The organism is uncultured Oceanisphaera sp., assembly GCF_947495715.1.
GTDB lineage: Bacteria > Pseudomonadota > Gammaproteobacteria > Enterobacterales > Aeromonadaceae > Oceanimonas > Oceanimonas sediminis.
Genome location: NZ_CANLZU010000019.1, coordinates 51,320 through 69,802, shown reverse-complemented (window position 1 = coordinate 69,802; position 18,483 = coordinate 51,320). Strand labels below are relative to the sequence as shown.

At 53.2% G+C, this 18,483-nt stretch carries 19 protein-coding genes; 9 read left to right on the top strand and 10 right to left on the bottom strand.

Features of this window, described 5'->3' with window-relative positions:
* The first annotated feature begins 93 nt into the window (after positions 1–93).
* On the top strand, positions 94–486 hold the full coding sequence (locus tag Q0753_RS12940; RefSeq protein ID WP_298721728.1) for a flagellar basal body-associated FliL family protein: 393 nt from the start codon (positions 94–96) through the stop codon (positions 484–486).
* Here the strand turns inward: Q0753_RS12940 and glpG are convergent.
* The 10 genes from glpG to Q0753_RS12890 all read right to left on the bottom strand — a co-directional run bounded on the left by glpG (position 480) and on the right by Q0753_RS12890 (position 10,338).
* Positions 480–1,313: a rhomboid family intramembrane serine protease GlpG gene (gene glpG / locus Q0753_RS12935; RefSeq protein ID WP_298721725.1), complete on the bottom strand. Its 834-nt coding sequence runs from the start codon at positions 1,311–1,313 to the stop codon at positions 480–482. The two genes, Q0753_RS12940 and glpG, sit on opposite strands and share 7 nt — an antisense overlap.
* Entirely contained in the window at positions 1,313–1,630 is a 318-nt protein-coding gene (glpE, locus tag Q0753_RS12930; protein ID WP_298721722.1) for a thiosulfate sulfurtransferase GlpE, read from the bottom strand. Before glpE ends, glpG begins: the two co-directional genes overlap by 1 nt.
* A gap of 68 nt (positions 1,631–1,698) precedes the next feature.
* Positions 1,699–2,403: an ABC transporter ATP-binding protein gene (locus Q0753_RS12925; protein WP_298721719.1), complete on the bottom strand. Its 705-nt coding sequence runs from the start codon at positions 2,401–2,403 to the stop codon at positions 1,699–1,701.
* Between the two features lie 2 nt (positions 2,404–2,405).
* Entirely contained in the window at positions 2,406–3,170 is a 765-nt protein-coding gene (livG, locus tag Q0753_RS12920) for a high-affinity branched-chain amino acid ABC transporter ATP-binding protein LivG (RefSeq protein ID WP_298721715.1), read from the bottom strand.
* Entirely contained in the window at positions 3,167–4,408 is a 1,242-nt protein-coding gene (locus Q0753_RS12915) for a high-affinity branched-chain amino acid ABC transporter permease LivM (RefSeq protein WP_298721712.1), read from the bottom strand. Before Q0753_RS12915 ends, livG begins: the two co-directional genes overlap by 4 nt.
* Positions 4,405–5,328, bottom strand: a complete 924-nt coding sequence (livH, locus tag Q0753_RS12910; RefSeq protein ID WP_298721709.1) for a high-affinity branched-chain amino acid ABC transporter permease LivH — start codon at positions 5,326–5,328, stop codon at positions 4,405–4,407. Before livH ends, Q0753_RS12915 begins: the two co-directional genes overlap by 4 nt.
* A 249-nt stretch (positions 5,329–5,577) precedes the next feature.
* Positions 5,578–6,693 (bottom strand): branched-chain amino acid ABC transporter substrate-binding protein, encoded by a 1,116-nt coding sequence (locus tag Q0753_RS12905; protein ID WP_298721706.1) that lies wholly within the window; start codon positions 6,691–6,693, stop codon positions 5,578–5,580.
* A gap of 657 nt (positions 6,694–7,350) precedes the next feature.
* Positions 7,351–8,376, bottom strand: coding sequence for an L-threonine 3-dehydrogenase (tdh, locus tag Q0753_RS12900; protein ID WP_298721699.1), 1,026 nt, complete (start codon positions 8,374–8,376; stop codon positions 7,351–7,353).
* Between the two features lie 13 nt (positions 8,377–8,389).
* Positions 8,390–9,580, bottom strand: a complete 1,191-nt coding sequence (locus Q0753_RS12895; protein ID WP_298721694.1) for a glycine C-acetyltransferase — start codon at positions 9,578–9,580, stop codon at positions 8,390–8,392.
* Positions 9,581–9,675: 95 nt separating this feature from the next.
* Positions 9,676–10,338, bottom strand: coding sequence for a TetR/AcrR family transcriptional regulator (locus Q0753_RS12890; RefSeq protein ID WP_298721691.1), 663 nt, complete (start codon positions 10,336–10,338; stop codon positions 9,676–9,678).
* A gap of 143 nt (positions 10,339–10,481) precedes the next feature.
* Between Q0753_RS12890 and rfaD the strand changes: the two genes are divergently transcribed.
* The 8 genes from rfaD (at position 10,482) to Q0753_RS12850 (ending at position 18,409) form a co-directional block, all read left to right on the top strand.
* The gene (gene rfaD / locus Q0753_RS12885; protein WP_298721688.1) at positions 10,482–11,435 is read left to right on the top strand and encodes an ADP-glyceromanno-heptose 6-epimerase; all 954 of its coding nucleotides are present in this window, start codon (positions 10,482–10,484) and stop codon (positions 11,433–11,435) included.
* Positions 11,436–11,460: 25 nt separating this feature from the next.
* The gene (locus Q0753_RS12880) at positions 11,461–13,227 is read left to right on the top strand and encodes a polysaccharide deacetylase family protein (protein ID WP_298721682.1); all 1,767 of its coding nucleotides are present in this window, start codon (positions 11,461–11,463) and stop codon (positions 13,225–13,227) included.
* A gap of 28 nt (positions 13,228–13,255) precedes the next feature.
* Positions 13,256–13,867 carry an acyltransferase gene (locus Q0753_RS12875; protein ID WP_298721678.1) on the top strand — a complete coding sequence of 204 codons (612 nt, stop codon included), beginning with the start codon at positions 13,256–13,258 and terminating at the stop codon, positions 13,865–13,867.
* An 89-nt stretch (positions 13,868–13,956) separates the two neighbouring features.
* Positions 13,957–14,751: a glycosyltransferase family 32 protein gene (locus tag Q0753_RS12870; RefSeq protein WP_298721673.1), complete on the top strand. Its 795-nt coding sequence runs from the start codon at positions 13,957–13,959 to the stop codon at positions 14,749–14,751.
* Between the two features lie 35 nt (positions 14,752–14,786).
* Positions 14,787–15,167 (top strand): HAD-IIIC family phosphatase, encoded by a 381-nt coding sequence (locus tag Q0753_RS12865; RefSeq protein WP_298721670.1) that lies wholly within the window; start codon positions 14,787–14,789, stop codon positions 15,165–15,167.
* Positions 15,158–16,747 (top strand): hypothetical protein, encoded by a 1,590-nt coding sequence (locus Q0753_RS12860; RefSeq protein WP_298721667.1) that lies wholly within the window; start codon positions 15,158–15,160, stop codon positions 16,745–16,747. Before Q0753_RS12865 ends, Q0753_RS12860 begins: the two co-directional genes overlap by 10 nt.
* Positions 16,744–17,496, top strand: a complete 753-nt coding sequence (locus Q0753_RS12855) for a glycosyltransferase family 2 protein (protein ID WP_298721664.1) — start codon at positions 16,744–16,746, stop codon at positions 17,494–17,496. Before Q0753_RS12860 ends, Q0753_RS12855 begins: the two co-directional genes overlap by 4 nt.
* Positions 17,486–18,409: a WavE lipopolysaccharide synthesis family protein gene (locus Q0753_RS12850; RefSeq protein ID WP_298721661.1), complete on the top strand. Its 924-nt coding sequence runs from the start codon at positions 17,486–17,488 to the stop codon at positions 18,407–18,409. Before Q0753_RS12855 ends, Q0753_RS12850 begins: the two co-directional genes overlap by 11 nt.
* Positions 18,410–18,483: the final 74 nt, after the last annotated feature.

Genomic DNA, 18,483 nt, shown 5'->3' with positions numbered 1-18,483 from the left:
AATCGCTTCATTATTCTGAAAAATACGTATTCACTTGACCGGCCAGTGCTTTATTTAAACAATACTCTTATTATTCAAATAGAAAGGCTTGCGATGTTTCGCTTTATTGCACTTTGTATCCTGTTGACTGCCGGTCAGCTTCACGCTCAGGAGACGGCTCCCGAAGGGCCCTTATACTACACCATGACGCCGGACATTATTACCAACTACCAGAATTCGGGGCAGACCCTGGGTTATATTCGAGTGTCGGTCGATTTGATGCTGAAAAATGCCGACAAGATGCCGCTGGTGGAGCAACATATGCCGCTGCTGCGCGATGCCATCAACAACCTGCTGGCAGAGCAGAACCAGCAGGAAATTCGCTCGCTGGAAGTACGCAACGAGCTGGCGCAGCAAGGACAGCAGCGACTCAACGATTTACTGTTGAAAGAAACCGGCGAAACACCGATTCATCGTCTGCTGTTTACCAAGTTCCTGTATCAGTAAGCACGACGACCACGATCAAACCAGGCCTGTAACAGCCCGATCAGCCCGCCGCCCAGGTGGGCCAGATTGGCCACCGGCCCCAGCACGCCGGCAAAGCCCAGCACCAGCCATACCACCATGAACACCGCCATGCCGTCCGGCAGCCCTATGCCGCGGGCCGGGTTGAGCCGCCCCGACAACCACACATAGGCCAGCAGGGCATACACCACCCCCGACAGCCCACCGAAGCGGGGGCCGCTGGCCCAAAACTGCATCAGGTTGGGCAGCACGCCCGCCACCAGCAGCAACAGCAGCAACTTGCCATGCCCCAGCCGCCGCTCGACCATGCCGCCCAGATACCACCACCAGAACAGGTTAAATACCAGGTGCATGAGGGAGAAATGCAGCAGTGCCGGCGTAAAGGCGCGCCAAAACTCCGCGCCCAGCAGTTGACTCCAGTCGGGCGGAAACGCCAGCAGCCCGAACATCGGCAAGCCCAGCTGGCTCAGGCCATAAATGGCCACGCAGGCGAGCAGCACCAGCATGTTGACCGGTCCGGTTTGGCGCAACAGATCCCGGGCAAGCCCGGGTCTGTTTGCGTCGGTGCTGAAATGTGCATGGGTGTCGCCCTGGCGCCAGGACGCATCCTGATAGCGTGGATGCAATGGTTCGGCGATAAAACGCTTCACTTCCTGCTGGGCCTGCTGATAACGGACCTCGTTCACCAGCCAGATGCTGACGTTGTTGTCATCATCCAGCGTCAGCTCACACTTGAGGCCCATATCGGCCAGGTAATCGACGAACGACTGGGCCCGGCGCGGATCATCCAGCACCAGCAGCAGTTTCATCAGGCCGTTACCACCGCCTGGGTGCGGCGCCAGGCTTCAAAGCCGCCATCCAGGCTGTAGACTTCCTCGAAGCCCTGATTGATCAGGTACTGGGCCGCGCCCTGGCTGCTGACGCCGTGGTAGCACATCACCACCACCGGAGTCTCGTAATCGACTTCGTTGGTAAAGGACACCAGGGTATCGTTGGTCAGATGAAAGGCACCCTCGGCGTGAGCCTGGGCAAAGGATTGGGGATCACGAATATCCACCAGCCGGGCATGGCCCTCGGCCAGCAGGGTGTCGGCTTCGGCCACCGAAATATGGGCAAACTGCTCCATGGGTTACTCCTAGCGTAAATTTAGGGCAGTTTACCCAATATCGGCGACCTTGGCATCAGCCGCCGTCCCTAGCCACCGAGATAAGCCTGCCGTACCTGTTCGTTCACCAGCAGGGCCGCGCCGGTATCGGCCAGCACCACCCGGCCGTTTTCCAGCACATAGCCCCGGTCCGCCAGCTTCAGAGCCTGATTGGCATTCTGCTCCACCAGAAAGACGGTCATTCCCTTCTCATCACGCAGCCGGGCTATGGTGTCGAATATCTGGGCGATGATAATCGGCGCCAGCCCGAGCGAGGGCTCGTCCAGCAGCAGCAGCCGTGGCTTGCTCATCAGCGCCCGGCCGATGGCCAGCATCTGCTGTTCGCCGCCGGACATGGTGCCGGCCCGCTGGTTCATGCGCTCCTTCAGCCGGGGAAACATACGATACACCTCTTCCAGCAACGGCGCATGCTCGCGCTTGTCGACGAAAAAGGCGCCCATATGCAGGTTTTCTTCCACCGTCAGCCGGGCAAAGATCCGTCGCCCCTCGGGTACGATGGCGATGTCCTTGCGCATGATGGCGGGCGTATCGAGCCCGCCCAGATCCTGACCTTCGAACAACACTCGCCCCCGGGCCGGTTTGGGATCGCCGCAAATGGTCATCATCAGGGTGGTCTTGCCGGCACCGTTGGCCCCGATCAGGGTGACGATTTCTCCCTGTTTGATTTCAATGGTGACCTCTTCCAGCGCCTGGATTTTGCCATAGCGGGCACAGACATTATCCACATGCAGCATGCTCAGGTTTCTCCCAGGTAGGCTTTGATCACATCGAGGTTATTGCGCACCTGCTCAGGCGTGCCCTCGGCCAGTGGCCGCCCCTGATTGACCACATAGATATAGTCTGAGATATCCATCACTAGCTTCATGTCGTGTTCAATCAACAGGATGCTGACCCCTTCGTTATCACGCAAATCACAGATCAGCCGATTCAGCTCGTGTGTTTCGTTCGGGTTAAGCCCTGCCGCCGGCTCGTCCAGCATCAGCAGAGACGGGCGGGCCGCCATGCAACGGGCAATTTCCAGTCGTCGCTGCTGACCATAGGCCAGGTTATCGGCGGTACGGTTGGCAAATTCGGTCAGGTTGACCTTTTCCAGCCAGTAATGGGCCAGCGCCAGCCCTTCCCGCTCGGCCTGGCGAAAGGCCGGGGTCTTGAGCAGGCCGGACAAAAAGCCGGTGTTCAGATGAAAATGCTGGGCCACCAGCAGGTTTTCCAGCACCGTCATTTCCTTGAACAGCCGCACATGCTGAAAGGTACGCACCATGCCACGCCTAGCAATCTGGTGGCCGGGCAGCCCCTGTATGTTCTGCCCCTTGAAGTTGACGCTGCCGCCGCTTGGCCGGTAAAAGCCGGACAGACAGTTGAATATGGTGGTTTTACCGGCACCGTTGGGGCCGATCACCGAGACGATTTGGCGCTCCTCCATGCCGAGCGCCACCTGGTCGACGGCGACCAGACCGCCGAAGCGCATGGTCAGATCGGATACGGTTAACAGGGCCGTCATGATTTCAACTCCATATGGGGGCGATGCATCGGCAGCAGCCCCTGGGGCCGCCAGATCATCATCAGCACCATCAGCAGGCCGAACAGCAGCATGCGATATTCGTTAAATTCCCGGGTCAGCTCCGGCAATATGGTCATGACGATGGCCGCCAGCACCACACCAATCTGAGAGCCCATGCCGCCCAGCACCACGATGGCCAGTATGATGGCCGACTCGATGAACACGAAGGATTCGGGGCTGATAAAGCCCTGACGGGCGGCGAAGAAGCTGCCGGCAAAACCGGCGAAGGCGGCGCCGATGGTAAAGGCGCTGAGCTTGATCAGCGTCGGGTTGAGACCCAGCGAGCGACAGGCGATTTCATCTTCACGCAGCGCCTCCCAGGCCCGGCCCAGCGGCATGCGCAGCAGACGGTTGATGATGAAGATGGTAAAAATCACCAGCATCAGCGCCAACAGATACAGAAAAATCACCTTGTGGCCCGAGTTATAGGCCATATCGAAAAACTGGTGAAAGGTATTGTCGCCCCGGCGCTCGAATTCCAGCCCGAACAGGGTCGGCTTGGGAATGCCGGCGATGCCGTTCGGACCACCGGTCAGCTCGGTCATGTTGTTGAGCAGGATGCGGATGATCTCGCCGAAGCCCAGGGTGACGATGGCCAGATAATCGCCGCGCAGCCGCAGCACCGGAAAGCCGAGCAAGAAACCGAACAGTGCCGCCATGGCGCCGGAGATCAGCAAACAGGTCCAGAAATCCAGCCCCAGGTAGGCGTTGAGCAGGGCATAGCTGTAGGCACCCACCGCATAAAAGGCGACGTAGCCCAGATCCAGCAACCCGGCCAGGCCCACCACCACGTTCAACCCCAGCCCCAGCATCACGTAAATCAGGGTCAGGGTGGCCAGATCGACCGCCCCGCGCGAGCCCATGAAGGGCCAGATCAACAAGGCGGCCAGCACCAGCACGGTCACGATGCGATACAACCAGGGCCGTTCTTCCGGCACCGGCAGGGCAAAATGGCCCTTGCGGTCCGCCAGATACCTGAAGGGGCTGCGCAGCTGCCGCTGAAACAGCTGCGCAAAAAACACCAGGGCAGCGCCCAGCGCCAGCCACTCCCAGGCCTGGTCCAGGCGGTTGGAGACAATCAGCCGGGTACCGGCGGTTTCGAGCCGAAAACCGAGCAGCCAGCCGGCCAGCAACAGAAACAGCACGGCGGCAATCAAGGCGGGTTTGAGTTTGTTCATACCTTCTCTACCTCCGGTTTACCCAGAATGCCGGTCGGCATGAACAGCAACACCGCAATCAGCAGCCCGAAGGACACCACATCCTTGTATTCGGTACTGAAATAGGCGCCGGTCATGGCCTCGGTCACCCCCAGCAGCAGGCCACCTATCACCGCACCGGGAATGCTGCCGATGCCGCCCAGTACCGCGGCGGTAAAGGCCTTGAGCCCGGCCATGAAGCCGATATAGGGGTTGATGACGCCGTAGTAGGAGCCCAGTAGCACACCGGCCACCGCCGCCAGGGCCGCGCCGATAACGAAAGTCAGCGCGATCACCGTGTTGCTGTTGATGCCGAGCAGGTTGGCCATTTTCAAGTCTTCGGCACAGGCCCGGCAGGCCCGGCCCATGCGGGAGCGGGAGATAAACAGCGACAGCAGGGTCATGGCCACGAAGGTCACCACGAAGATGATCAGCTGCATATAGGACAGCGAGGCCTGAAAGCCACTGTCGCCGAAAGTCCAGCCGCCGGGGATCAGGCTGGGCATGGCGATATCGCGCGAGCCCTGCGACAGCCGCATCATGTTCTGCAGAAAGATGGACATGCCGATGGCCGAGATCAGCGCAATCAGCCGTTTGCTGCCGCGCAGCGGCCGGTAAGCAACCCGTTCGATGGAATAACCATACACACTGGTCAGGGTAATACTCACCAGAAAGGCGGCGGTCAGCAGCAAAAAGGTGCTGTCGATACCTGCCATCATCAGGCCGGTCATCACCATGAAGGCGGCGTAGGCGCCAATCATGTACACCTCGCCGTGGGCGAAGTTGATCATGCCGATGATGCCGTACACCATGGTGTAGCCGATGGCGATCAGCGCATAGGTACTGCCGATGGTCAGGCCGTTTAGCAACTGCTGGATAAAATAAAGCGTGGGCTCAGACATACAACCTTTCCTTGTCGTAAGAGCGGGCAGGAGACAGCAATAATATAAAAAACAGATCCAGGTCAAAGAGCGGTCAGGATGTCATCGGAACAAGGCCCCCCAACGCCAACTCGCAGCAAGTACATCCCTGTATGCTCGACGACGGCATCCCTGCCGTCGACGGTTGGCTTAAGGGGGAAGCCTTCTTCCTCTTGAAGAAACCGCATCAGCTCCAGGCTTCAGTCACCTCAATAAATAGAAGTTAACAACTCACATCTGGGTGGAAGAGCCGTCCTTGTGCCACTCGAACACACCGAATTCGAAGCCCAGCAGATCGCCTTTTTCATCCCAGCTCAGTGGTCCCATTACGGTATTGACCGGCTCGGCACGCAGTGCCTTGGCCACCGCTTGTGGGTCGGTACCGGCACGCTTCAGGCCCTCGGCAATGGCTTCCACCGCCGCATAGGTGGTCCACACGAAGGGACCGGACGGATCTTCACCCTTGGCCTGAATCGCCTGCACTACGGTGGCGTTGGCCGGATCCAGATCGTACTTTTTGGGCAGGGTGACCAGCAGGCCTTCGGAGGCATCACCGGCAATGGAGGTAATATCCTTGTGACCGACGCCTTCGGGGCCCATGAAGCGGGCATCAAAGCCTTTTTCGGCCGACTGGCGCAGTATCAGCCCCAGCTCCGGGTGATAGCCGCCGTAATAAACGAAATCGACCTTGTCGCGCTGCAGCTTGGCAATCAGGGTCGAGAAGTCCTTGTCGCCCGAGGTGATCCCCTCGTAGGCCACCACCTCGACACCGGCGTCCTTCAGGGCATCACGCACGCTGGACGCCAAACCCTCACCGTATTGCTTCTTGTCGTGGATCACCGCGATGCGCTCGGGCTTGACCTGTTCGATAATAAAATGGGCGGCGGTAGGCCCCTGATCGCTGTCGAGGCCGATGGTACGCATCACGAATTCCAGATCCCGTTCGGTAATGACCGGGTTGGTGGAGGCCGGGGTAATCATCAGAATGCCTTCGTCGTCATACACATCCGAGGCCGGCAGGGTGCTGTCGGAGCACAGATGACCCACCACAAACTGCACGCCATCGTTGACCACCCGGTTGGCCACCGCCACCGCCTGCTTGGGGTCACAGGCGTCGTCGTATTCCACCGCTTCCAGGGTATAGTCACCCAGCGTGCCGGATTTGTTGAGCATTTCGACCGCCATGCGGCCACCGGTAAACTGCATGTCACCATATTGGGCCACGGCCCCGGTGACCGGGCCGGCGATGGCTACCTTGACCGTTTCCGCCGAGGCGGCAAACACGGCGCCATAACCCAGGGCCACCGAGACGGCCGCCGCCACCGCTTTCTTGTTCCATGTGATCATTCCGCTTCCCTCTGTCCATTGAGTTCGTGCGCCGAAAATGCTCCGGCCTGCTCTTTTTCTAACCCGAGTGTGCCACTTTAACAAGCGAAAAAGTGCTCCGCATGACACCAGTTATAACCTAAATCCAAGGATTGTGAAGCAGGGCGCGGATCGGAGCCGGCTTTCAGCAGATGCGATACTTCGGCCAAAGCGCCCGCTCCGCCAACTCGCTATGAATACCTCCTTGTACGCTCTCTGTTTCATCCATGAAACAGAAGGTTGGCGGAGCAGATCCCTTTGTCCTCCCTGATGCATCGGCGTCGTCTATAGGAGATGCCTGCGGACCACTCGGTGTTCAAGAAGAGGCAACAGGCGGCTCCGCAGCAGAGGGGCGGATGAAGGGTTCTACTCCAGCGACCATCACATGACAGGACGTCATGTGCTGAGCGTCGCAGGGATGCGGTTCAGCGTGTCGGCGGAGTTGACCCTTCGTTCGACCTTTAAAGGGCAGCTAAACAAACCAATTAATTTTACAGGTTGGTATGAATGTGCAACCAACCCCAGGTCGAATTATCGAAGATCAGGGTGCAGGCTGATATAAAGGATTGAGGGGGGAAGAATATCTGGAGGAATATCGAGGATGAGCGCCGGTATGGCGCCCATCCCCGGAGCGGAACCTTAGGTCCAGTCGAGAATGACTTTGCCGGACTGGCCGGAACGCATGGTGTCGAAGCCCTGCTGGAAGTCGTCGACCTTGAAATGATGGGTTATGATGGGGCTCAGATCCAGACCGGACTGGATCAGACTGGCCATCTTGTACCAGGTTTCGAACATTTCCCGGCCGTAGATGCCCTTCAGCACCAGCCCCTTGAAAATCACCTGGGTCCAGTCAATCGCCATGTCGGACGGAGGAATACCCAGCATGGCGATTTTGCCGCCGTGGTTCATCTTGTCCAGCATGTCGTTGAACGCCACCGGCACCCCGGACATTTCCAGACCCACATCAAAGCCTTCGGTCATGCCCAGCTCGGCCATCACGGTATCCAGTTTGTCGGTGGCCACATTAACGGCCCGGGTCACGCCCATCTTGCGCGCCAGCTCCAGCCGGTATTCGTTGATGTCGGTGATCACCACATGACGGGCACCCACATGACGGGCCACGGCCGCCGCCATGATGCCGATGGGGCCAGCGCCGGTGATCAGCACATCTTCACCCACCAGATCGAACGACAGTGCCGTGTGTACCGCATTGCCGAAAGGGTCGAAGATGGAGGCCAGATCGTCGGAGACTTCGTCGGGCAGCTTGAAGGCGTTGAAGGCCGGAATCACCAGATACTCGGCAAAGGCCCCTTCACGGTTGACGCCCACGCCTACGGTGTTGCGGCACAGGTGGGTGCGTCCGGCCCGACAGTTACGGCAATGGCCACAGGTGATATGGCCTTCACCGGACACCCGGTCACCGACCGCAAAGCCGCGCACTTCCTGGCCCACCGCCACTACTTCGCCCACGTATTCGTGGCCGACCACCATGGGCACCGGTATGGTGTTCCGGGACCATTCGTCCCAGTTATAGATATGAATGTCGGTGCCGCAGATGGCGGTCTTGCGGATCTTGATCAGCAGATCGTTATGGCCCAGTTCGGGCGCGGGCACGTCGGTCATCCAGATGCCGGGTTCTGCTTTCAGTTTTGCCAGTGCTTTCATGAAACTGCTCTCCTTAAATGATGCCCAGCTCGCGGCCGACCTCGGTAAAGGCGGCAATGGCCTTGTCCAGCTGTTCGCGGCTGTGGGCCGCCGACATCTGGGTACGAATACGGGCCTGACCCTTGGGCACGACCGGGAAGGAGAAGCCGATCACATAGATTCCGCGCTCCAGCAGCTGGTCGGACATCTGTGCCGCCAGGGCGGCATCGCCCAGCATCACCGGAATAATGGCGTGATCCTGGCCCGCCAGGGTGAAGCCGGCGGCGCTCATTTGCTCACGGAAGTAGGCACTGTTTTCCCGCACCTTGTTGCGCAGGCTATCGCCGTTCTTCAGCATTTCCAGCACCTTGATGGAGGCGGCGACGATGGCCGGCGCCACCGAGTTGGAGAACAGGTAAGGCCGTGAGCGCTGGCGCAACCAGTCGATCACTTCCTTCTTGCCCGAGGTATAGCCGCCGGAGGCACCACCCAGGGCCTTGCCCAGGGTGCCGGTGATAATATCGACCCGGTCCATCACCCCGCAGAATTCCGGGGTGCCCCGGCCCTGCTCGCCGACGAAGCCGACCGCATGGGAGTCGTCCACCATCACCATGGCATTGTATTTGTCGGCCAGATCACAGATGGCCTCGAGGTTGGCGATAACGCCATCCATCGAGAAGACACCGTCGGTGGCAATCAGTTTGAAACGCGCGCCGTCGGCGTCCGCCTGCTGCAACCGGGCTTCCAGCTCGACCATGTCGTTGTTGGCATAGCGGTAGCGTTTGGCCTTGCACAGACGCACGCCGTCGATGATGGAGGCATGGTTGAGGGCGTCGGAGATGATGGCATCGTCCGGGCCCAACAGAGTTTCGAACAGACCTGCATTGGCATCGAAACAGGAGGTATAAAGAATGGTGTCTTCCATGCCCAGAAAGGCGGACAGCTCGGCTTCCAGCTGTTTGTGCAGATCCTGGGTACCGCAGATGAAACGCACCGAGGCCATACCGAAGCCGTGGCTGTCCAGCCCCTGCTTGGCCGCCTCGACCAGCTCGGGATGGTTGGCCAGGCCCAGATAGTTGTTGGCGCAGAAGTTGATCACCTCCTGTTTGCCCACCTCGATGGCGGCACTCTGGGCCGAGGTGATCACTCGCTCCTGCTTGTAGAGCCCCTCTGCTTTGGTTTGTGCTAATTGCTCGGATAAATAAGCATAAAATGCCGATGACATAGTGAACTCCCGCTATCAATCTGGCTATCTGGGTTTAATTCAGATCATTTTACTACCTAAACACCCAAGTCTCATAACATATTCCAAACTTTATCCTATTTGTGAAAGGGATCACTGGGTTGAGACGCTAATGCCTGATAATGTGCCGACAAGGTTGCCAGTTCGAGTCCTTTCTCCGGATGAAAGTAGGGCTTGAGCAGCAACAGCACCCGCGCCACTCCCTGATAAAGCACCGCCTGGCTGATATGCGGCGTCAGCGACTGGGCCGACTGATAGCTGACCCAGAACGACACCACCATTCTCAGAATTTCACTCAGCGGGGCGATTTCTTCATCGGGAATCACCAGTACCTGCTGGGCATTCAACTCACGCAACAGCGCCTGCAGATTCTCTGCCAGCTCCTGCTGCACCAGCAGATACTGTCGATGCAGCTCGGGATCCCGGTGCAGAATATCGTTGAGGTTGGCATAGAAAAAACGGAACTCCCACATCACGTAGAACACCGCGTCCAGATAATGAAACCAGACGCTGGAACTGGCATTGGCCGGTCCGGTCACGGGAGTGAAGCTTTTACGTAGATGATCGGCATATTGCAGAAAAATGCGGCCAATAATGTCGTTCTTGTTGCGAAAGTGGTAATAGAGATTACCGGGACTGATGCCCAGGTGAGCGGCAATATGATTGGTGGTCACATTCGACTCCCCCTGCTCGTTAAACAACAACAGGGCGGCGGCGACTATACGATCCTTGGTTTTCATCCTGTTAACCAAATGCTCAATACCATCACTGAATAGTAACACAGGCCGACGGGTTAGTTTTCTGCCGGGCAAGCATGGTAAACTTCGACTTTACTTTACTTCGTTCAGCCGGACAGGTTCCGGCCAGCAAGAGGCAGAAAGCGATGATCATTGTGACTGGCGGCGCCGGCTTTATCGGCAGTAATCTGGTAAAAACCCTGAACGACCAGGGGCGCACCGACGTCGTGGTCGTCGACGACCTCACCGACGGCACCAAGTTCGTCAACCTGGTCGATCTGACCATCGCCGATTACCTGGACAAGGACGAATTCATTCAGCGCATTTTTTCCGGTGACGAGTTCGAGGAATGGGGCGGCATCGAAGTGATCTTTCATGAAGGCGCCTGCTCGGCCACCACCGAGTGGGACGGCAAGTTCATGATGGAAAACAACTATCAATATTCCAAAGACTTGCTGCACTACTGCCTGGAGCGGGAAATCCCCTTCATTTATGCCTCTTCCGCCGCCACCTACGGCGGGCGCAACGACAACTTCATCGAAGAGCCGCAGTACGAGCAGCCGCTCAACGTTTACGGCTACTCCAAGCAGCTGTTCGACCAGTACGTGCGCCAGCTGATGCCCGAGATCAACTCTCAGGTAGTGGGCCTCAAGTATTTCAACGTCTACGGCCCGCGCGAGCAGCACAAGGGCGGCATGTCGAGTGTGGCCTTCCACCTCAATACCCAGCTGCACAAGGGCGAAAACCCCAAACTGTTCGAAGGTTGTGACGGTTTCCCCAACGGCGGTCAGATGCGCGACTTCATCTATGTCAGCGATGTCTGCCAGGTCAACCTGTGGTTCTGGCAGAATCCGGGCGTCTCCGGCATCTTCAACTGCGGTACCGGCCAGGCCGAACCCTTCCAGAACGTGGCCGAGGCGGTGATCAAGCACCACGGCAAGGGCCAGATAGAATACATCCCCTTCCCCGAACAGTTGAAGGGTCGCTACCAGAGCTTTACCCAGGCCGACCTCACCAAGCTGCGTGCCGCCGGTTACCCGCACAAGTTCAAGACAGTGGCAGAAGGTACCAGTGAATACATGGCGTGGCTGAATAAGTAACCGTCGGTCCGAAACGGAAGATTCCATGAATATATTGATGGCGCTGTCCCAGCTGGAAGTCACCGGGGCGGAAGTCTATGCCACAACCGTGGGCGACGAACTCAGCCGGCGCGGACACAAGGTCAGTTATGTGTCCGACACTCTGACCAAGCCGCACCAGGGTGAGTATTTCAAACTGCGTTTCAACAAGCGCAGCATACCGCGCCGGTTCTGGCATGTGGGTTATCTGATCTATCTGATCAAAAAACACCGCATCCAGCTGGTGCATGCTCACAGTCGAGCCTCCGGCTGGAGCTGCCATGTTGCCTGCAAGCTCACCGGTACTCCCATGATCACTACTGTACATGGCCGCCAGCCGGTACATGCCTCACGCAAAAAGTTCCATGCCCTCGGCGACCGGGCACTGGCGGTGTGCGAGGCGGTGCGGGATCAGCTGATCGGCAGCCTGGGGGTTTCACCCGAGCTGATTGCCATCGGCCGAAACGGTATCGATACCAGCCAGTATCGGACCGTACCGACGCCGATAAACGACCAGCCGGTGATCAGCATCATAGGTCGGCTCACCGGCCCCAAGGGCGAGCTGTGCTACCGGCTGCTGGACGAGTGCCTGGACCTGGAAACATACCGGGTACAGATCGCCTCCGGCTCCGATGTTCCCGAGCGCTTTGAACGTTTTCGCGATCAGGTGAATTTTCTGGGTTATGTGCAGGATGTGCCGGGTCTGATGGCAAGCTCCGATCTGGTGATCGGCGCCGGTCGGGTGGCCATGGAGTCCATCCTGATGCAGCGCCCGGTGTTTGCCATCGGCGAGGCCGACGCTGTCGGTTTGGTGACGCCGAACAACATCGACGCTGCCATGGCGAGCAATTTCGGCGACATAGGGCCTAAAGATCTGGATATCGACTTCACTGCCCTGCCCGCCCGAATTACCGATGCCCTGAAGGCAGATTACGACGCCTCCGGTCTGGCCCTACAGGTCAAGGCAAGCTATGATCTGAACGCCGTGGCTGATGAGCTGGAACAGCATTACCAGTCGGTATATGTACACCGGCTGGGTCGGGAAGTGCCCATCATCATGTATCACCGCTTCATCGAGGATGACCGCGAAAAAGGCGTACATGGCACCTACATGCACGTCAATATGCTGGAAAAGCACTTCAAACTACTCAAACGATTAGGCTATGAAACCCTGACCTTCGCCGATCTGGCCGAGCAGGGCATGGCCAGCCGGCTTGAGTCTGGCAAGAAATACATCATCATCACCGTCGATGATGGCTACAAAGACAACTACAAACTGCTGTTTCCATTGCTGAAAAAGTACGGCTTCAAGGCGGTGATTTACATGGTCACCGGCGAACAGTTCAACCGCTGGGATGTGGAAAACCCGGCCAACCCGGAAAAGCGGGTCGAGCTGATGAGTCCGGCGCAGATAAAAGAAATGGCCGACTCGGGTCTGGTGGAATTTGGTGGCCACACCCTGACCCACCCTCACCTGAACACCCTGGATAAAGACGCCCAACGCCAAGAAGTTGCCGAAAACAAGGCACAATTGGAGCAACTGCTTGGTCAGAAGCTGGCTTCGTTCGCCTACCCGTTCGGCAGTCATAACCAGGACAGCAAGGCGTTAGCTCAACAACTGGACTACCCCTTCGCGGTAGCCACCGACAGCGGCCCCCTGGCCATGCACGAAGATCCCTACCAGATCCGCCGCATCGCCATCTTCCCCCGCACCGACGTGTTCGGCCTGTGGCGGAAGATAAGGGGGAATTATGTTTTCAGGAAAAATAAATAGCTTCTCGCCGAGTCATTGGAACAACTTCATGCTTAACAAGCTGACATTAAGACTACTGAATATCATAAAGAAAAAAGGCAGTGATCTATTTACTGGCCCCGACTCTTATCTGATATGGAACAAGATAAAACTATCAGGTAAGGGTAACCGTCTCGTGGTGCTTGGTAATGGGAAGTTCCGGCGTTGCGTCATCAGTATCAGGGGTGAAAACAATACAGTAGAAGTTGAGAACGGTGCAAATATCAGCTTCAGCACTTTAGAGATAGTCGGTAATAACTGCCTCATTCGTATCGGAAAGGGTACAGATATTGGTGGGGCTTATCTTTCCGCCAAGGGAGAAAAGACCCAGCTTACCATTGGTGAGCACTGCATGTTTTCTCGTAATATCAGTGTGATGACCTATGATGGCCATCCCATATTTGATGTCGATACCGGTGAGATATTGAATCATCCTCAGGATATCCACATCGGTAATAATGTGTGGGTCGCCGCCAATGCATCCGTACTCAAAGGAGTCAGAATCAGCGATGGCAGCATTATCGCGTTTGGTGCTATCGTCACCAAGGATGTAGAAGAAAAAGCCATTGTTGCAGGCACCCCAGCTAAAACAATAAAAAACAATATCCGCTGGGAACATTAGCAATGATCAATTTTTTTAAAGAAATCGATATGCTATTACTTACACCGCATCTTTGATGGGCGGTATATTTCCTAACTACAGGATTTATCATGAAAAAATTTCCGATGCTTATTGCTAACCGCTCGATTAGATTAATAGGTAACATTTTCAAGCTGCTTGCTTATCCCTTTCACTTTATATTACCAAAGTTTCGTTTTACGATTCCTGAATATTCCCCCGCAAAGTTAAATCTATCCACCCGAAGTGCGATTCCTCGTACTATTTGGCAAACCAATTTCACCAACAAATGTACCTTACCGGTATACATAAACTACCTGTTCAACCGTTTAATGTCTCTTGACTGTGACTATCGCTATGTCAGCACCGAAGCTCGCGGTGAATATCTACAAAAAAACGCGCAGAAAGAAGTCTATGATGCCTATATGAGACTCACTAATGGTGCTGCACAAGCTGATTTATGGCGATTAGTCGTTTTAAACCTTGAAGGTGGTGTCTATATGGATATAGATGCAACTTTGGTATGGCCGTTGGACAAACTGATCGGTGAAGAAGATAAAGCCATTTATATAAAAATAGATAGCAACACTCGCTTTACCAACTATTTCATTGCTTCAGCACCAAAAAACAATGATCTGGAGAAAGCAATTGAAAATGTGCTATATAACATTGAACATTACGAACCTTCTATGGGTGTTTACCACTCAACAGGACCTAGTGTATTAGACAAACTGCTCAGCGATAGAAACGACATCCATACAGAAGATCGTAAATATGTCTGTATTCAGGGTAGCTTTACCAATGAACACTTTCAGTACCTGGATCGCCCCAGATCAAAGTGGACTCATATTAATCCAGAAGACCTGGTGAAACAGAAAGAAAAATAACTGGCGTATATCACTAGATATGATGGGTATTTAAAATGAAAAGACTGATTGTTGATTTAGATGGCACTCTTACTCAAGCCAATACTTCAGATTACAAGAATGTACTTCCCAGAGAAGATGTCATTGAGCAACTTCGTCAATATAAATCTAACGGATTTGAAATTGTCATCGCTACTGCACGCAACATGCGTACTTATGAAGGTAACGTTGGTAAAATCAATATCCATACCCTACCCATCATTACAGAATGGTTAGACAAGCATGCGGTTCCCTACGATGAAGTTTTGGTGGGAAAACCCTGGTGTGGGCATGAAGGTTTTTATATCGATGACAGATCCATTCGCCCTTCCGAATTCGCTTCAATGACATTAGAAGAGATTCATCAACTGCTTGAGAAAGAAAACGTATGTTTCTAATCATGTCGGGTGCTTATGTCGGCCAGGAATTAGAGTCTGAATTTGGGCGCATACCACCCAGTTTTTTACCTTTGGGAAACCGGCGCTTGTTCCAGCATCAAGTCGCGTTAGCCTCCCCTGAGCTGCAGGTTTATCTTTCTCTTCCAGAGTCATTTGAAATATCTTCAATCGACCAAGCTTGGTTAGATAAGCATAATGTCGAGGTTATTCTTACTCCTGATGGCTTAAGTCTGGGTGCATCTTTAGTAGCGGCTGTTAATATCAGTGGTCATCCACTCGATAAACCACTACATGTGCTCTATGGTGATACTTTATTCCAAAAATTACCTACCGGAGATGATGTGGTCAGTATTTCGCAAGCAAGATACGGTTACAATTGGGCTGTACTGACGGATGACTGCGGTGAATGGTTAAAAGATCATCAAACACAGAATGCCAGAGAAACTACACGGATTATCGATGGTTACTTTAAATTCAGTCAGCCTAAAACCATTCTGAAATGCATAACTCAAAGTGAGTGGAACTTCATCCACGGCTTGAACCGTTATCATCAGGCTGTGGGGCTAACACCTGTAGAATCTCTGGGTTGGCTGGACTTTGGACATGTAAATACTTACTACCGTTCGAAAGCCAAATTTACCACACAGCGAGCCTTCAACGAACTAACTATCACGCCACACTGGATAGAAAAATCCAGCTTGCACAATCATAAAATAGCAGCAGAAGCCCATTGGTTTGCCACGCTTCCGTATCCTTTACGCGGCTACATCCCGCAGTTTCTTGGTAGCGATTCTGCAAGTGATGGTAAAGTTTCTTATCGCCTTGAATATTTACATCATACTGCTCTCAACGAACTCTTTGTTTTTGCCAGACTGCCCAGCTCTAGCTGGCTCCCTATTTTAAAAAACTGTATCGACTTTCTGATCTCATGTCGTGAATTTCCTGCTCCTGAAGGTATTGATCGAAATACGCTGGATGACTTGTTTGGTACAAAAACGGCACAAAGACTAAATGAGTACCTCCTAAGTTATGATATAACACTTTCAAGTGACTGGTCATTCAACGGCGCTCCATCCGTAGCATTAAAAAAATTGCTACAAGATAGTATTGATAACTTACCTCCTCATAGCTCACATGCATCCGTATTACATGGCGACTTCTGTTTCAGCAATATTCTTTATGACTTTCGTGCAGGTAAGATAAAAGCTATCGATCCACGTGGTATGACTCCAGACATGACAGAAACGCTGTATGGTGACATTCATTATGATATAGCTAAGCTTAGCCATTCTGTACTGGGTATGTATGACTGGATCATTGCTGGGTATTATCAGGTAGACATAGATGATAACAAAATTTCTTTATCCATTGCTGAGCCTACTGCTCATAAAGAGCTGCAACAGAAATTTATAGAGCTGATTGAGCACAACTTTGGCCTGAGTGCCAACCATCTTTATGCAATGCAAATTCAACTTTTTTTGTCCATGTTACCTCTGCATGCGGACGATCCTAAACGTCAGCAAGCATTGTTCGCAAACGCATTCAGACTTCATCAAATTCTCACAAGGCTTAAACAATGATTGTTATTCCAATGGCAGGAATAAGCTCGCGCTTCTTCAAAGCCGGCTACACAAAACCTAAGTATATGCTTGAAGCTCATGGCAAAACGCTTTTTGATCACTCGGTAAATAGCTTTAGTGCTTATTTCAACAGCAAGCCTTTTTTATTTATTGTGCGAGATGTTTTTGATACCGCTGCGTTCGTCAGTCAGTCCGCAAAAAAAATGGGCATCAAAGAATTTTATATCGTGGCACTGGATCAGGAAACTCGAGGGCAGGCTGAAACCGTTGCTTTGGGGCTGGCAGGCTTGTCCGAGCAAGGGATTGATTACAAGAATGAAATCACTATCTTTAACATTGATACATTCAGACCAAACTTTATTTTCCCTCTGGTAGCGAATGTGGGAGCTGGTTATCTGGAGGTTTTTCAAGGCAGTGGTGATAACTGGTCATTTGCTAAACCTAAACAGAATGATGGTACAGAAGTAATTGAAACAGCCGAGAAAAAACCTATATCTGACTTATGCAGTACGGGATTATATCATTTTACTGAGAAATCACATTACCTAGAAGCATATAGTAATTACTTATCAAAGCCACAAGTTGAATGGGAACAGGGGGAACTTTACATCGCCCCACTATACAATTATCTCATCAAAAAAGATTTGAAAGTTAACTATCATCGGATTGACCGTAACGAGGTGATTTTTTGCGGCATTCCAACTGAGTATTCCGAGTTTTTGCAGCGTTGCGATCCATATGAAAATTGACAATAAAGATATATCTTTCGTTCTGCAAGGACCAGTTTCGGCGAGCAAGGACCGCATTCAAAAAGAAGGCGTTACAGAAAAAAATATCGCCTCCATAAGGCAGTTATTTCCTGGTTCAGAAATTATCCTGTCAACCTGGAAAGGGCAAGATACAGCTGACCTGGATGTCGACAAGTTAATATTGCTTGATGATCCAGGTCAAAACAGTATTTTTAATGATGGTGAAGAAAAAAAGCTTAATAACAACAGGCAACTCTATAGTAGCCACCAGGGTCTCAGAGCTGTTAATACTCGTTATGCTACTAAAGTCAGAACAGACAACATTATCAACGGTCGTGGTTTTGTTGAATTATTCGAGCAGTTTTCCTCTGCACCCAGAGACTCCGAATTCACATATTTAGATAACCGCATTGTTACTAGCAGCACCTTTTTTATATCTTCGCATATTGGTCAGCCCGTTTACTTTCACAAGAGTGATTTGTTTGATTTTGGTGAAACACAGGATCTACTAAAAATCTGGCATGACTCTCTAGTGCCTGAGCTCTATTTCAGAAAGAAGCCGGGTTATAAATCTCGCCACCCTGCAACTGAACAGTTTTTATGTCTACATTGGATATCAAAGTTAATGGATCAAAAGTTGCCCATCAACACCAAGGCGGGTGATGATGCTAATCTGGGTCCTGAATTTTGGGAAAAATTTATCACCAACAACCTGATTATTTGTGAACCAAATAAGATGGGGCTTGATGTCACCGATCGCTTCTACAAACGCGGAAATATTGCCTTGGAATATGATCTGGATGATTGGAAATATGCCACCGGGCTGGCAGGCAAGCCCATGGATAAAAAAAGATTAAAAAGAGCGTTTAAAGTAACTGAGGGGCGATTACTGAGAATGCTTATCCGAAGATAATACTGCACATCGCGATAGAACGGTAAAAACTGCCGTTTATGATATTATATGAACCTTGGTCCGGATAGATAAAA

Coding starts and splice junctions, on each gene's coding strand:
- Q0753_RS12925 (WP_298721719.1), bottom strand. CDS start 2,403: ATGCTGCATGTGGATAATGTCTGTGCCCGCTATGGCAAAATCCAGGCG.
- Q0753_RS12915 (WP_298721712.1), bottom strand. CDS start 4,408: ATGAACAAACTCAAACCCGCCTTGATTGCCGCCGTGCTGTTTCTGTTG.
- Q0753_RS12940 (WP_298721728.1), top strand. CDS start 94: ATGTTTCGCTTTATTGCACTTTGTATCCTGTTGACTGCCGGTCAGCTT.
- Q0753_RS12850 (WP_298721661.1), top strand. CDS start 17,486: ATGAAAATTGACAATAAAGATATATCTTTCGTTCTGCAAGGACCAGTT.
- Q0753_RS12880 (WP_298721682.1), top strand. CDS start 11,461: ATGAATATATTGATGGCGCTGTCCCAGCTGGAAGTCACCGGGGCGGAA.
- tdh (WP_298721699.1), bottom strand. CDS start 8,376: ATGAAAGCACTGGCAAAACTGAAAGCAGAACCCGGCATCTGGATGACC.
- glpG (WP_298721725.1), bottom strand. CDS start 1,313: ATGAAACTGCTGCTGGTGCTGGATGATCCGCGCCGGGCCCAGTCGTTC.
- rfaD (WP_298721688.1), top strand. CDS start 10,482: ATGATCATTGTGACTGGCGGCGCCGGCTTTATCGGCAGTAATCTGGTA.
- Q0753_RS12895 (WP_298721694.1), bottom strand. CDS start 9,580: ATGTCATCGGCATTTTATGCTTATTTATCCGAGCAATTAGCACAAACC.
- glpE (WP_298721722.1), bottom strand. CDS start 1,630: ATGGAGCAGTTTGCCCATATTTCGGTGGCCGAAGCCGACACCCTGCTG.
- Q0753_RS12875 (WP_298721678.1), top strand. CDS start 13,256: ATGCTTAACAAGCTGACATTAAGACTACTGAATATCATAAAGAAAAAA.
- Q0753_RS12865 (WP_298721670.1), top strand. CDS start 14,787: ATGAAAAGACTGATTGTTGATTTAGATGGCACTCTTACTCAAGCCAAT.
- livG (WP_298721715.1), bottom strand. CDS start 3,170: ATGACGGCCCTGTTAACCGTATCCGATCTGACCATGCGCTTCGGCGGT.
- Q0753_RS12870 (WP_298721673.1), top strand. CDS start 13,957: ATGAAAAAATTTCCGATGCTTATTGCTAACCGCTCGATTAGATTAATA.
- Q0753_RS12855 (WP_298721664.1), top strand. CDS start 16,744: ATGATTGTTATTCCAATGGCAGGAATAAGCTCGCGCTTCTTCAAAGCC.
- Q0753_RS12890 (WP_298721691.1), bottom strand. CDS start 10,338: ATGAAAACCAAGGATCGTATAGTCGCCGCCGCCCTGTTGTTGTTTAAC.
- Q0753_RS12905 (WP_298721706.1), bottom strand. CDS start 6,693: ATGATCACATGGAACAAGAAAGCGGTGGCGGCGGCCGTCTCGGTGGCC.
- livH (WP_298721709.1), bottom strand. CDS start 5,328: ATGTCTGAGCCCACGCTTTATTTTATCCAGCAGTTGCTAAACGGCCTG.
- Q0753_RS12860 (WP_298721667.1), top strand. CDS start 15,158: ATGTTTCTAATCATGTCGGGTGCTTATGTCGGCCAGGAATTAGAGTCT.